We start from the raw sequence: 12,727 nt of genomic DNA on the forward strand, positions 1-12,727 counted from the left end.
ATCGAGCCGAGCGTCGAGGCGGCGCTCGACGCCTTCGTGCAGGCGGCGTGTTTTGGGGGCGGCAGGAGCAGCGGGAACGGCGGGAGGCAGCGCCGGGAACGCTATCGCGCAGACGATGACTGCGCCGGATGCAAGACCGTGTTGCTCCGCTTTTCCTTGGGCACGTAGTCAAACACCAGCAGGGACACCGGTTGCGCGCCCCGGTTGATGCCGCGGTGAACGGTCTGGCGCTGTTCCACGACTGTCTCCCCAGGCCCGTAGACGTGGCTGCGGCCTGCCAGATCCTGCACCTCCAGCTGGCCCCGTTCGACGTAGGCATAACGCTGATGCGGATTCAGATGCCACGGCAAGGTGGCGTTCGGCAGGACTTCGTAACGGTTCACCAGCACCCGCAGGGCGGCATCCGGCATGGTGATCGGTTCACCGGTGTAGTCGGTGGTGAGCGTCAAGGGGGCTGAAGCAGCACCTTCCTGCATGGATGGCTCCGCCCCCGGCAGCCGCCGCAGATGCTGAAGCACCAGTAGCTGCACGGGCCCCTGCTCGCTCGCCGCCCAGGCCCGTCCCCCATCGTCCAGTGCCCATTGGCCTTCGGTGACCGGTTCCGCGCGACCGCCGTGACGCGCCGCCACCCACAGCTCACCGCGTTGCACCAGCGCGTGTCTCAATAACAGCCGTTCTGCGGCAAGCAGGCGCTCACCCGGCGCGAGGGTGACCGTTTGCACCTGCAACTCCGGATACGCGGGCAGGCGGATGTGGGAACCGTCTGGCAGGCGCATGAGATCAACGAGCAGCGTCACGGTGGCGGCATTGCCCATGAGGGCTGGCGCCTGCTGCGCCTGTTGTGCCTGCGCGGCGGGTTGCAGATGAGCCGCTGCCGCGCTGTGCAGCAGACGGGGGTCGACATTCAATGAGGGCAACAAGGCCGTTCTCCGCCATCAGATGCTTCTGAGTGGCGGCGCCGGGCCAATTGGATCACCGGGCGTGGATCGAGGCGTCGTTCCAGCGCTTCCAGTACGCCCCCGCCGTCTGAAGCGTGCGTTGCTGAAGATCGACCGTTACCGATAGATCCTCCCCATACCCGCCCGCCATGCTCAGTGCCACGGGAATGCCGCGCCGATGCAGCGCCTCCAGCACCATCTCGTCGCGGCGGTGCAAGGCCTCGGCGCTGAGCTTCAACCGCCCCAGCCGATCGCCCTCATGCGGGTCGGCGCCCGCGAGGTAGAACGCCAGGCCGGGCGGATGGTCGGCCGTGCGCAGCCAGACTTGCTGGAGCGCGTCCTCCAGGGCTTCCAGGTAGGTCGTGTCGCCGCAATGGTCCGGCAGACCGACGTCGAGGTCACTGGCTTCCTTGCGGAAGGGAAAGTTCTTCTCCCCGTGCAGGGACAGGGTGAACACCGTGGGATCGTCCGCGAAGATGCTGGCCGTGCCATTGCCTTGGTGCACATCCAGGTCAATCACCACCACCTGCAATCCCCGCTGGGCGGGATGCGCACGATGATGCTCCGCCTGCAGCAGACGCGCCGCGACCGCCACATCATTGAAGACACAGAAGCCGCTGCCTTTATCCGCATACGCATGGTGCGTGCCGCCCGCCAGACTGGCAGCCACGCCCTCATTCAGTGCGGCGCGGGCGGCTTCCACGGTGGCGCCCACCGAGAAGAGGGAGCGGCGCGGCAAGCTCTCGCCCCAGGGGAAACCGATCTCACGCTGCGCCGCTGCGCTCAGCGTGCCATGCAGAACCGCGTCGACATAGTCGGGCGTGTGCACCAGCAGCAGTTGCTCCCGCGTGGCCGGTGTGGCGACCTGCAGCCGCAAGCTCCCTGGATCACGCTCCAGCCGTTCACGCAGCATCTGATATTTGCTCTGCGGAAAACGGTGGCCTTGCGGGAGAGCCAGCGTGAGATGGTCGTAATGAAATGCGAGCATGGGCACCACGATATCAATGCCCAGGGTCAGGCGCCCTGCCGGGGGCCTCTTTGGCCAGTGCGCCGGTGCCATGAGCTGGGTCGCAGGCACTGGCACACAGGCCGGTCCGGGGTTCATGTTGCTGCGCAACACCGCAACGCAGCCGCCGGCCGCCAGGGACATCCACAGCGCCTGGACCTGGCTTCAAAGCCCTGCTGGCCGGGGCTTTCAGCCTATTCCCCCATTTCTTGTGCAGCGCAGCAAAAAGGACTTGCAATCCATTTTGGTGCCCCTATACTTGGTTTCATGTTGCAGCGCACCATGCAGTGAATGGGCCTCGCAACCCGGCCTTCAGCCAGCCGTATTTCACGTGGCTGATCGTGCATCCAATCTGAGTTTCATCGCATCCTTAAGGAGATTTCGCATGCTGACCGCTGAACAACTGCTGGCCGCCCACCGTAGCAACATGAACGCCGTGTTTGGCCTCACCGGCAAGGTCTTCGAGACCTGGGAAAAGCTGGCGGAACTGAACATCCAGACCGCGAAGACCACGCTGAATGAAGTCGCGGAAACCACCCAGGCTGCCCTGTCGGTGAAGGACGCCCAGGAGCTGATGGCCCTGCACGCCTCGCTGCTGCAGCCGACCGCCGAGAAGGCCGTGGCCTACAGCCGCCATGTCTATGACATCGCCACCTCCACCGGTGCCGAATTCAGCAAGATGGCCGAGGCGCAAGTGGCCGATGCCCAAGACAAATTCGGCAGCGTCGTCGAGAACGCGACCAAGAACGCGCCGGCTGGCACGGAAAATGCTGTTGCATTGGTGAAGTCTGCTGTGGCGGCTGCCAACAACGCTTACGAGAGCGTTCAGAAGGCCGTCAAGCAAGCCAGCGAAATCGTCGAGAACAACGTCAACACCGTGACCAACACGGCGTTGAAGACCAGCCAGGTAGCCGCCACTCGCGTTCCGAAGCGCGCCGCTGTCTGAGGTCCGTACCCTTTGTCTCCTCGGTACCCAAGGAAGCTAGGCTTCCCAAGTGCCCTTCAAGCCCAGCCTTAGCGCTGGGCTTTTTTTATTGCAGCCCAGCCCCTTAGCGCTGGGAGTCTTTATTGCAGCCCAGCCTTCCGACCGGGCTTCTGCGGTATGAGCCCGTGGGCTCCGCGCGCTTCAGGCCGCGGTGCTGACCCTGTCGCTCCCCACTGTCCGGGCCGGCGTACTCAGCCCCTCCACCGCATCCCGCACCACCTCATGCACGATCTGCTCGCGCAGTGCCTCACGATCGTGCAGCGGATACCGCTGCAAGCCGATCGACAGCAGCAGGTAACCCATGACCTTGGTGGTCAGCAGATCACACTGGCGGCGGATGATGGTTTCGTCCGGGTCCGCGCCGTCCGGCGCACAGGCAGCCACGCGTTCCCGCACCAGACCCAGCAGACGGTTGTAGACCGGCTTCTGCGATTCGCTGATCTCGGACAGGGAAGCGCTGCTCTGCGACAGGTAGATCATCCGGAATTGCTCCGGATGCCGCTCCCAGAAATCCATCGACCGACGAACATGTGCCTCGAGCACCTTGCGGGGTCCGCGCTGCTCGCTGGACGCATCCAGCAGCTCCGCCGTCAGCGCCTCGAAGATCTCAATCCACAAACCATCCAGCAAGGCCTGCTTGTTGGCAAAGTAGCTGTAGATGGCCATGGTGGAAATACCCAGCTCATGCGCCAGACGACGCATGCTCAAGGCCTCCACCCCTTCTTCGCGATAGATCTTGCGGGCTCGCTCCATCATTTCGCGCTTCAGGGCCGCCATCTCGGCCGGGCCGCGGCGCAGACGCGTGGTCGTGCGCTCTTCGTGTTGTTTCGCTTCCAGAATCTTCTCCCTTGACTCGTACCAATGACCTGCCAACGCGATGACAACGTTGGTGTCGCTGTACGTTAAACCGGTTTGCCGGGAGGTTTGAATCCTCTTGAACCCTCGGTTGTGCGGGTATCGGCGCCCGGATGCATATCCTCGTACATGTACGACAACGCAGGCAAGCGGCATGCCTGAGTCACACAGCCGCCACTCCCATGGGGCAATCTGTGATCCAGGTCAGTCCTGCCGGATTCCGGTCAAGGCCTGGCCCTTCGCCTGGCAGCGCATACTTGCGGCCCATGGCCACCCGAACCCCCATTTTTTTCCCGACCGCCGAGGCGTTTCGCGCATGGCTGGATGAAAACGCCGCCACTGCCACCGATGTGGTGGTGGGGTTCTACAAACGCGGCACCGGGCTGCAAAGCATCGACTGGCCGGAGTCGGTGGACGAAGCCCTGTGCCACGGATGGATCGATGGGGTGCGCACCCGCATTGACGACAAGTCCTACAAGATCCGTTTCACCCCGCGCAAGCCCACCTCCATCTGGAGCGCGGTGAACATCGCGAAGATGGAGGCGTTGATCCAGGAAGGCCGGGTGCGGGCCGCGGGGCTGGCGGCCTTCGAACGGCGCACCGATGCGCGGTCGAAGGTGTATTCGCATGAGCAGGATGAGATCGAGCTGAGCCCGGCGCAGGAAGTGGCCTTCCGGCATCATCCCGCCGCCTGGGACTTTTTCCGGGCCCAGGCGCCGAGCTACCAGCGCAGCACCATCTGGCATGTGCTGAGCGCAAAGAAGGCCGACACGCAGATGGCGCGGCTGCAGCGCCTGATCGACGCGTCGGCCCGGGGCGAGCGGCTCAAGCTGTAAGCGTTCGCGCCCTCAGCGCGTCTTGGCTGCAATCGCCCGGCGGATCTGCGGCAGCATCGCCGTGGCGGCCTCCCGGCCCACCTGGATGGCCCGGCGACGCACGGTGAAGTCCGACCCGCTGAACCCATCCAGCCGCGGACGCAGCACTACGTCCGCTTCCTTCAATTCATATTGGCTGATCGATCGCCCCATGATCGAGAAGGTCTGCAGCAGCATGCGCATGGCGTCACCGGGGACCTTGGGGTCGGGCGGCTCGCTGATGTCGACGGCGATGACGACGTCGGCGCCCATCTGGCGGGCGTAGCGCACCGGCACCGGGGCCACGAGGCCTCCGTCCACATATTCGCGAGTGCCGATCTTGACCGGCTGGAACACCGCCGGCACTGCGCTGGAGGCCCGCACCGCCGTGCCGACGTCACCCTGGCGGAACATGATGGGTGTGCCGTCGCCCAGGTCGGTGGCCACGATGCCCAGCGGCACCGGCAATTGTTCGATGGAGCGGTTGCCGGTTTTTTCGCGGATGAATTTGGCGAGCGCTTCCCCACGGATCAGGCCGCGCATCGGGAAGGTCCAGTCAGTGATGGCACCTTCGTCCATGGTTTCGGCCAGGGTGGCCAGCTCGCGGCCGTTGCGGCCGGAGGCGTACAGCGCACCGACGAGACTGCCGGCGGAGGTGCCGGCGACGAGGTCCACCTTGATGCCCTGCTCTTCCAGCACCTGGATGACGCCGACATGGGCAAAGCCGCGCGCAGCGCCGCCGCCCAGGGCGAGGCCAACGCGGGGCGGCTTCGGAGGCGGCTTCGGCGTGATGGGCGCGGGAAGTTCGGCTTCCACCGGGGGCGGCGCGACGGCGGGCGTGACGGGCGGCGCCGAGGTGGGCATGACGGCGCAGGCCGACAAGGCACACACCGCGAACGCGGCGACGGCGCGTCGCAGCCAGCGCTGGGGGCGGGTTCCGGTTGCGGCAGATGTTCCGGCGCTGCGTGCGGACGGCCTTGTGGGCACTGCGGCCACGGCAGCGGTGGCGACAACAGCAGCAGCAACGGGCATGGGGGCAGCCACGGGCAAGGGAGCGGGAAGCAGGTCAGCAGACATGGTCGGCGATTCTAGGGACACTCGGCGCAACGTCGGCGCAACGCCGGCCCAACGATGCGCACGGCGGCGTGCCCGTACCGCCAGCATCCCGCCAAGCGCCGTGTGGGAACCCCATGGCGTCCTCGGGAGCGCGCAACAATGCAGGCTCCGCCAGTTCTCTGACCTTGATCCCATGAACCAATCGTCCAAGCGCCCCTGGGGCCGATGGGTGCAACGCACCGTGGTGGCCCTGATGGCCGTGTTGCTGCTGGCCGTCCTGGCCGTGTGGCTGCTGATCCGGGCGAGTCTGCCCAAGCTGGACGGCGACGTTCAGCTGCCGGGAGTGACGCAGGCTCTGGACATCAGCCGGGACGCGCTGGGGACCGTCGTGCTGACCGGCCAGAACCGGCTGGATGTGGCGCGTGGACTGGGCTGGGTGCATGCGCAGGAACGCTTCTTTGAGATGGACCTGACCCGTCGCTCGGCGGCAGGCGAGCTGTCCGCCCTGTTCGGGCCAAAAGCACTGGACCGGGATCGGCAGCGACGGGTGCACCGGCTGCGGGCTCGTTTGACGGAGCGGTTCCAGTCCTTGCCCGCGCAGGAGAAGGCGCTGCTGCAGGCCTATGCGGATGGGGTGAATGCAGGGTTGCAGGCCCTGCCGGTGAGAAGCTGGCAGTACCTGCTGCTTCGCGCTGAACCGCAGGCATGGACGCCGGTGGATTCGCTGCTGGTGATCAGCGAGATGTATTTCATGCTGCAGTCGGGCAGCATCGAGGCAGGACTGGAGCGAGTGCTGGTGCGGGAACAGGCGGGCGATCGGGTGTACGACTGGCTGTATCCGCGCGGAGGCGTGTGGGATGCAGCCCTGGATGGGAGCGCCGTGGGGGCGGCGGCGATGCCGGGGGCCGGAGAGCTGGATCTGCGGGTGGGGAAGAAGAAGTCGAGGGAGATGGATCTGGCCACCGGGGGGCAGGTGGTGCTTGCGCCGCCCGAGGGGTGTGGGGAGGCCGCGTTGCGCGCCGAAACGGCGGCATTTGTGAGAGGGGCGGGACCGAGCACTGCGACGGCGGCCTCGATGTCCGAGTTGTCCGTCATCGGCAGCAACAACTGGGCAGTGTCCGGCGCGCGGAGCGTGCACGGAGGCGCGATCCTGGCGGACGACATGCATCTGGGGCTGGGGGTGCCAAGCATCTGGTTCCGCGCGCAGTTTCAGATCGGGTCCGGTGCGCAGGCGCTTCGCGCGGCTGGGGTGACACTGCCCGGGTTGCCCGCGATCGTCGTGGGTAGCAATGGGCATGTGGCCTGGGGCTTCACCAACGCGTATGGTCAATGGTTCGATTGGGTCGAAGTGCCGCGAGACGCCAAGCTGGTCAAGCACGAGGAAGTGCTCGCGGTGCATGGCGGAGCGTCGCAGACCTTCGTGGTGGAGGAACTCGACGGCGCGCCCGTGGTGGCCACGGAAGATCAGCGGCGCTTCGCGTTGCACTGGGTCGCGCATGAAGGCGAGGCGTACAGCCTCGTGCTGGACGAGATGCTGAATGCGCGCCATGTGAGCGATGCGCTCTCCGTGGCGCAGCGCGCAGGCATGCCCCATCAAAACCTGATTGCTGCGGATCGGGGTGGGCAGATCGGGTGGACGATCGCGGGGCGGCTGTGGTCGCAACGCGGAATCGCGCAGACACAAGGCCGCCTGGCCACCGTGGCGGAGATGCACCACACCTGGCTGCGGCCGGATCAGTATCCCCAGGTGCTGTCGCCCGCGCAGGGCCAACTGTGGACGGCCAACAATCGGCAGCTGGGCGGCGAGCTGGCCGATGTCCTGGGCGACGGCGGCTTCGATCTGGGCGCGCGGGCGCAGCAGATCCGGGATCGCCTGGGCGAACGCGCCAAACACGATGAAGCCAGCGTCGGTGCGATCCATCTGGACGACGAGGCCCGCTTCATGAAGTCATGGGTACAGCGATTCCAGGCGCTGCTGAACGCCCACCCGGACCGCACGCAACTGGCACAGGTGCTGGCCGGCTGGAATGGGCGGGCCGATGCGGATCAGATCGCCTATCGACTGGTGCGAACCGCCCGGCTCAACACCCTCAATGCATTGTGGACGGCCTGGACGCGCCCCTTCCTGGGAGAACGTCAGGACGATGAGAAACGCCGGATCCGCTGGCGCAATCAATTCGAGTACAGCGCCGTCCAGGCCCTGAATGAACAGCCGCCGCATCTGCTGCCGATCGACTACGCGAGCTGGGACGCCCTGCTGCTGGCGCAGCTGGATGCAGCCGCGAAGGAGATGTCGGCGGAAGGGCCGCTGGCACAGGCCACCTGGGGACACCAGAACAGCAGCCGCATTCAACATGTGATGGCCAAGGCCATTCCCGCCCTGTCCCGCTGGCTGGACATGCCGTCCGCGCCACAAAGCGGTGATACCAACATGCCGCATGTGGCCGGGCCGGCCTTCGGGCAGTCGGAACGGCTGGTGGTGTCACCGGGGCGAGAAGAGAACGGCTGGCTGTCGATGCCCGGCGGTCAGAGCGGGCATCCGCTGTCGCCGTTCTACGGCGCCGGACACGAGGATTGGGTGAATGCCCGGCCGACGCCCCTGCTCGCCGGGTCCGTGCAGCATCGGATCACGGCGGTCGCGCCGTGATTCAGACCGGCGCGACGTTGAACACCTGCCGCAGATAAGCCAGGAAGGTCTGATCCTCACACATGGTTTTGCCGGGGCTGTCCGACAGCTTGGCCACCGGCTGACCATTCACATGGGTGAGCTTGACCACAATATTCAAGGTCTGCAGGCCCATGTCGTTGCTGAGCTTGGTGCCAATGCCAAAGCCCAGTTGCGTGCGGTCGGCAAAGTGGCGATAGAGGGAGAGGGCCTTGGGCATGTCCAGCGCATCGGAAAAGACGAGGCGCTTGGTGTGCGGATCGATGCGCAGCTTGTCGTAGTGCGCCAGCGCCTTCTCGCCCCAGACGACCGGATCGCCCGAGTCATGGCGCAGGCCGTCGAAGAGCTTGGCGAAGTAGAGGTCAAAGTCCGCCAGGAAAGCGTCCATGCTGATGACATCCGTCAGCGCAATGCCCAGGTCGCCGCGGTATTCCTGCACCCAGTCTTCCAGCGCCGCCTTCTGATGGTCCCGCAGCCGCACGCCCGTGGCCTGGTAGCTCTGCAGGTATTCATGCGCCATGGTGCCGATGGGCACAAGTCCCAGCTCCTTCGCCAGCAGCACATTGGAAGTGCCGCGGAACAGCGTGGGCAGCTCGGTCTTGAGCGTGGTCAGCACTTCGCGATGCCAGTCGCCCGAGAAGCGGCGGCGCAGGCCGAAGTCAAAGAACTGGAAAGGGTGGCGGCGCGGCGGCTCGTCGCGCACGAATGCGCGCAGCAGTTCGATCTTGTCGTGCAGGCGCCGGCGTCCCTCGGCCAACGCGGGCACCGGATCAAAACGGCGGAAGTACAGCTCGTTGACCATCGCCAGCAGGAAGATCTCAAAACCCATGACGTGGACCTGCGGCCCCCGCACCACGATCTCCAGACGCTCACCGTTCGGCTGGATGGACACGAAGTCGCGCTGGAATCGGAAGATGCGCAGGAAGTCGATGAAGTCCGACTTCATGAATCGCAGCGTGCGCAGGTAAGCCAGTTCATCGGCCGCGAAACTCAGCGAGCACAGATGGTCCAGTTCCCGGGACAGGTCCTCCACCAGGTCCGACAGCGGATATTGCGGCGTGTTGCGGCAGGCAAACCGGTATTCGGCCTGGGCCTCGGAGTGCCGGTGCAGCATCGCCTGCCACATGGTGAACTTGTACAGGTCGGTTTCGAGCAGGCTGCGGATCACAGGGGCCGTCATGCGGTCGTCTCCAGGGCCGGATGCGGCCCCTTGGGTCTTGAAGGTGGCTGCCACTGTACCCGCGATGCTGATCCCTCGCAGGGGCGCGCGGCCATGACCGATACTCGGTGCCCGTGAATCCACCATCGCCCCACGCCGCTCGCTCCTTACCGTCGCGCCTGCTGATCGTCGCGCCTGCAATCACGAGCGGCTGGCTGTTGGCGGCATCGATCGCGAAGGCGCAGATCCCCGTACCCGTCGAGCCCCCGCCGGACATGCCGACCGCCCGCAAGCTGGTCTACGGCGGCGCGGTGTGGCAGGACCGGCGCGTGAATGAGTTCTTTGGGGGCGGCTCCCGCGTCACCGTGCGGGCCACCGTGTCCGAAGTCTGGCGACAGCGCTACAAGGAGCAGTCCACCGACAAACTGATGGTGGTCTATCAACTCACGCCCGGTCCGCGCGAGCAGTTCCAATGCCAGGCCTGTGTGCCGGCGCTGGGCGCCGCGCTGTTCGCTGCCGACGAGCGCGGTCGCTGGCAGTTGCGAGCGCGCAGTCGCCTGTTGATGGAAGGTGCGCCCGGTGCAGGCGCTGAAGACCTGCAGATGGTGCAGCTGTCCGACGATCAGTGGGCCCTGCGCAGTCGCCGCGTGGACGTGGCCTCCGGGCTGGAAACCCGCAGCGAACGCCTGGTGCTCGACGCGGGCCTGCCCGCCCGTGCTGCCGCTGCCATGGCGCCTTCATCGCCCAGCACGTCGGCCAAGGCCTCGTCCGCCCCCTCCCCACGCGCTGCCAAAGCACGCACGCCGTCCCCTGGCGATGGAGCGCCGGTCGAGCCCTCCGTCGGTGAACTGAGCCTCGCGCTGAACGAAGGTTTCAAGGACAAGCCGGGACCGCTCGCGTGCGGCGCAGGGGCCGCAGCGCAATCCACCGGACTGAGCGTGCTGAGTCCGGGCACGGGTCCGCGCGTGGAGGTGGTCCTCCGCTTCAATGAGGGGCGATGCCCCCGTCCGGAACCCGGCGTCGTGCGGCAGCGCCTGCTGTTGAAGGACGGGCAATTCATCCCGGACGAATCCTCAGCTGCCGACACGCCGCCTTGACGCGCCGGCCTGACAACCCGCCCCGTCACGCGCCTGAGGCGGCTGCCGCGTCCCGCAAATGCCCGCGGGATTCAACGCCGTCGTCCAGCACCTTCTTCGCGCTGGATGCTTCCGCCTTCAAGGCAGCTTGTAGGTCTGCAGGTGAATGCTGGTTTCGGTTGCCCCGATGCCCTTGATCAGCCGGACCCGCTCCAGGATGTCGGCCAGCTCATTGAGGGTGTCAGCGCGCAGCTCCGCCAGCAGGTCCCAGCGGCCGTTGGTGTCGAACAGTCCCACCACGCCGGGCTCCCCCAGCAGGATGCCCACCACTTCCCGCGTCCGGTTGCCCTCCACCGCAATGCTCATCCAGGCGGTGATCTGCTTGGGCGCCACATCCGCCCGCAGCCGGACCGTATAACCCACGATCTGCCCGCTGGCTTCCAGCCGCCCCAGCCGGTTGGTGATGGTGCCGCGAGACACCTTGAGCTTGTGCGCCAGCGCGGCGATGCTCTCCCGCGCGTTCTGGCGCAGCAGGCTGATGAGTTGGTGATCGAGTGTGTCCATAGCTCCTCATGGTCGGCACGGGTTCCAAGTTGGGGCGTCCGCGCGCCAGACGCCCGGGATAACCCCTAGTTCCCTGCAAAACGGCAATTCAGACTGACGAATTGCTTGATTCCCTTGCATTCTTGCGCAGGTTTCTGCCTTCCGGTTGGCATCCTCCCTCTTCAAGATTCAGCCATCGCCACTTCCTGTGTTGCCCATGACCCGATTGCTGACGCCCCGTGACGTTGCCCGCATCGTCCACCACCACTCCCTGGCCACCACCCTGGAGCAGCTGGCCCAGGCCATCGCTCAGGACTACGGTCGCTGGGCTGCCTTCGACAAAAGCGCCCGCGTGGCGCATCACTCCCCGGAGGGCGTGATTGAGCTGATGCCCATCTCCGACGGCCAGCTCTACAGCTTCAAGTACGTCAACGGCCACCCCAAAAACCACCAGGTGGGTCTCCCTACCGTGATGGCTTTCGGCGTGCTCGCCGACGTGGGCACGGGCACCCCGGAGATGCTGTCCGAGCTGACCCTCAGCACCGCCCTGCGCACCGCCGCCACCTCGGCGCTGGCCGCCCAGCACATGGCCCGACCGGATTCACGGGTGATGGCGCTCATCGGCAACGGCGCCCAGAGCGAATTCCAGGCCCTGGCCTTCCACCATCTGCTGGGCATCCAGGAGATCCGCCTCTACGACATTGACCCCGCGGCCACCGACAAGCTGGAACGCAATCTGCGTGCCATCCCCGGCCTGCGCCTGGTCCGCTGCCAGAGCACCGCGGAAGCGGTCCGCGGGGCTGACATCGTCACCACCGTGACCGCGGACAAGCGCAACGCCACCATTCTGACGCCCGACATGCTCGAACCCGGCATGCACATCAATGGGGTGGGCGGCGACTGCCCCGGCAAGACCGAGCTGCATGCCGAAGTGCTGGCCCATGCACGGGTGGTGGTGGAGTTCGAACCACAGACCCGCATCGAGGGCGACCTGCAGCAGATGCCGGCGGATTTCCAGGTCACCGAATTGCACCGCGTGCTCAGCGGAGAGGTTGAGGGGCGCACTTCGCGGGAAGAAGTCACCGTCTTCGATTCGGTCGGTTTCGCGCTGGAAGACTTCTCCACGCTGCGCTGGCTGAATGAGCAATCGCTGGCGCTGGGCATCGGCCAGCCGCTGTCGCTGATCCCGGCCATGGACGATCCGCGGGATCTGTTTGGTCAGCTGTCGCACGGCCGTACAACCGGTGCGCCAGGGACTCCGGACGCGGCTGCCGCGCCGGCCATCAAGGCCGCTCTGGAGAGCCTGGCCGCGTGAAGATGCCGGGGGGCTCCGGTGCCCGCCATAGCCACCCGTGGCCTCGTGGCCTCGTGGCCTCGCATGGCCCACGGGTCGGGCGCATTGCCTCCCCGCCGGCACCCATCGAGCGGGTCCCATTGGCGCCGTCAGCGTCAGTCGGCGACAGTTCAGCGCCAGCCGACACCCACCGGTAGCGCCCCCGCTCCAACCCGAACCGGGTAACAGTCAAACTTTTCGTGAATAGCTCGCACGGGCCTGCCCAGACCTGACCGGCGCCCGTTGTGGCACCTGGC

11 protein-coding genes are annotated in these 12,727 nt (G+C 66.2%); 5 read left to right on the plus strand and 6 right to left on the minus strand.

Annotated features, from left to right (window positions below):
* Nucleotides 1-101 precede the first annotated feature (101 nt).
* Nucleotides 102-920: a cupin domain-containing protein gene (locus FHS28_RS12085; RefSeq protein ID WP_184294681.1), complete on the minus strand. Its 819-nt coding sequence runs from the start codon at nt 918-920 to the stop codon at nt 102-104.
* A 52-nt stretch (nt 921-972) separates the two neighbouring features.
* Nucleotides 973-1,926, minus strand: coding sequence for a histone deacetylase family protein (locus FHS28_RS12090; RefSeq protein WP_088451469.1), 954 nt, complete (start codon nt 1,924-1,926; stop codon nt 973-975).
* 403 nt (nt 1,927-2,329) lie between these two features.
* On the opposite strand from FHS28_RS12090, the gene FHS28_RS12095 reads away from it, so the two are divergent.
* Entirely contained in the window at nt 2,330-2,890 is a 561-nt protein-coding gene (locus tag FHS28_RS12095) for a phasin family protein (RefSeq protein ID WP_088450768.1), read from the plus strand.
* A 180-nt stretch (nt 2,891-3,070) separates the two neighbouring features.
* Here FHS28_RS12095 and FHS28_RS12100 read toward each other — a convergent pair whose 3' ends face one another.
* On the minus strand, nt 3,071-3,685 hold the full coding sequence (locus FHS28_RS12100; RefSeq protein WP_184294683.1) for a TetR/AcrR family transcriptional regulator: 615 nt from the start codon (nt 3,683-3,685) through the stop codon (nt 3,071-3,073).
* Between the two features lie 365 nt (nt 3,686-4,050).
* Here FHS28_RS12100 and FHS28_RS12105 point away from each other — a divergent pair, with 365 nt between their 5' ends.
* The gene (locus FHS28_RS12105; RefSeq protein WP_088450772.1) at nt 4,051-4,620 is read left to right on the plus strand and encodes a YdeI/OmpD-associated family protein; all 570 of its coding nucleotides are present in this window, start codon (nt 4,051-4,053) and stop codon (nt 4,618-4,620) included.
* A gap of 12 nt (nt 4,621-4,632) precedes the next feature.
* Here FHS28_RS12105 and FHS28_RS12110 read toward each other — a convergent pair whose 3' ends face one another.
* Nucleotides 4,633-5,715, minus strand: a complete 1,083-nt coding sequence (locus tag FHS28_RS12110) for a patatin-like phospholipase family protein (protein ID WP_375140737.1) — start codon at nt 5,713-5,715, stop codon at nt 4,633-4,635.
* A gap of 172 nt (nt 5,716-5,887) precedes the next feature.
* Between FHS28_RS12110 and FHS28_RS12115 the strand changes: the two genes are divergently transcribed.
* The gene (locus FHS28_RS12115; RefSeq protein WP_184294686.1) at nt 5,888-8,341 is read left to right on the plus strand and encodes a penicillin acylase family protein; all 2,454 of its coding nucleotides are present in this window, start codon (nt 5,888-5,890) and stop codon (nt 8,339-8,341) included.
* Nucleotide 8,342: 1 nt separating this feature from the next.
* On the opposite strand, the gene pncB is transcribed toward FHS28_RS12115, so the two are convergent.
* On the minus strand, nt 8,343-9,539 hold the full coding sequence (gene pncB, locus FHS28_RS12120) for a nicotinate phosphoribosyltransferase (RefSeq protein ID WP_088450776.1): 1,197 nt from the start codon (nt 9,537-9,539) through the stop codon (nt 8,343-8,345).
* A gap of 197 nt (nt 9,540-9,736) precedes the next feature.
* Here pncB and FHS28_RS12125 point away from each other — a divergent pair, with 197 nt between their 5' ends.
* The gene (locus FHS28_RS12125; RefSeq protein WP_088450778.1) at nt 9,737-10,615 is read left to right on the plus strand and encodes a hypothetical protein; all 879 of its coding nucleotides are present in this window, start codon (nt 9,737-9,739) and stop codon (nt 10,613-10,615) included.
* A 117-nt stretch (nt 10,616-10,732) separates the two neighbouring features.
* On the opposite strand, the gene FHS28_RS12130 is transcribed toward FHS28_RS12125, so the two are convergent.
* Nucleotides 10,733-11,158, minus strand: coding sequence for an Lrp/AsnC family transcriptional regulator (locus FHS28_RS12130; RefSeq protein WP_088450780.1), 426 nt, complete (start codon nt 11,156-11,158; stop codon nt 10,733-10,735).
* A gap of 196 nt (nt 11,159-11,354) precedes the next feature.
* Here FHS28_RS12130 and ocd point away from each other — a divergent pair, with 196 nt between their 5' ends.
* On the plus strand, nt 11,355-12,452 hold the full coding sequence (gene ocd / locus FHS28_RS12135; protein WP_088450782.1) for an ornithine cyclodeaminase: 1,098 nt from the start codon (nt 11,355-11,357) through the stop codon (nt 12,450-12,452).
* Nucleotides 12,453-12,727: the final 275 nt, after the last annotated feature.

The sequence above is a fragment of the Roseateles terrae genome (assembly GCF_014192155.1).
Lineage (GTDB): Bacteria > Pseudomonadota > Gammaproteobacteria > Burkholderiales > Burkholderiaceae_C > Roseateles > Roseateles terrae.

What these genes read in the sequence shown, in the direction of transcription:
- FHS28_RS12090 (WP_088451469.1), bottom strand. Translation starts at nt 1,926, where the DNA reads ATGCTCGCATTTCATTACGACCATCTCACGCTGGCTCTCCCGCAAGGC.
- FHS28_RS12095 (WP_088450768.1), top strand. Translation starts at nt 2,330, where the DNA reads ATGCTGACCGCTGAACAACTGCTGGCCGCCCACCGTAGCAACATGAAC.
- FHS28_RS12100 (WP_184294683.1), bottom strand. Translation starts at nt 3,685, where the DNA reads ATGATGGAGCGAGCCCGCAAGATCTATCGCGAAGAAGGGGTGGAGGCC.
- FHS28_RS12105 (WP_088450772.1), top strand. Translation starts at nt 4,051, where the DNA reads ATGGCCACCCGAACCCCCATTTTTTTCCCGACCGCCGAGGCGTTTCGC.
- FHS28_RS12110 (WP_375140737.1), bottom strand. Translation starts at nt 5,715, where the DNA reads ATGTCTGCTGACCTGCTTCCCGCTCCCTTGCCCGTGGCTGCCCCCATG.
- FHS28_RS12115 (WP_184294686.1), top strand. Translation starts at nt 5,888, where the DNA reads ATGAACCAATCGTCCAAGCGCCCCTGGGGCCGATGGGTGCAACGCACC.
- pncB (WP_088450776.1), bottom strand. Translation starts at nt 9,539, where the DNA reads ATGACGGCCCCTGTGATCCGCAGCCTGCTCGAAACCGACCTGTACAAG.
- FHS28_RS12130 (WP_088450780.1), bottom strand. Translation starts at nt 11,158, where the DNA reads ATGGACACACTCGATCACCAACTCATCAGCCTGCTGCGCCAGAACGCG.
- ocd (WP_088450782.1), top strand. Translation starts at nt 11,355, where the DNA reads ATGACCCGATTGCTGACGCCCCGTGACGTTGCCCGCATCGTCCACCAC.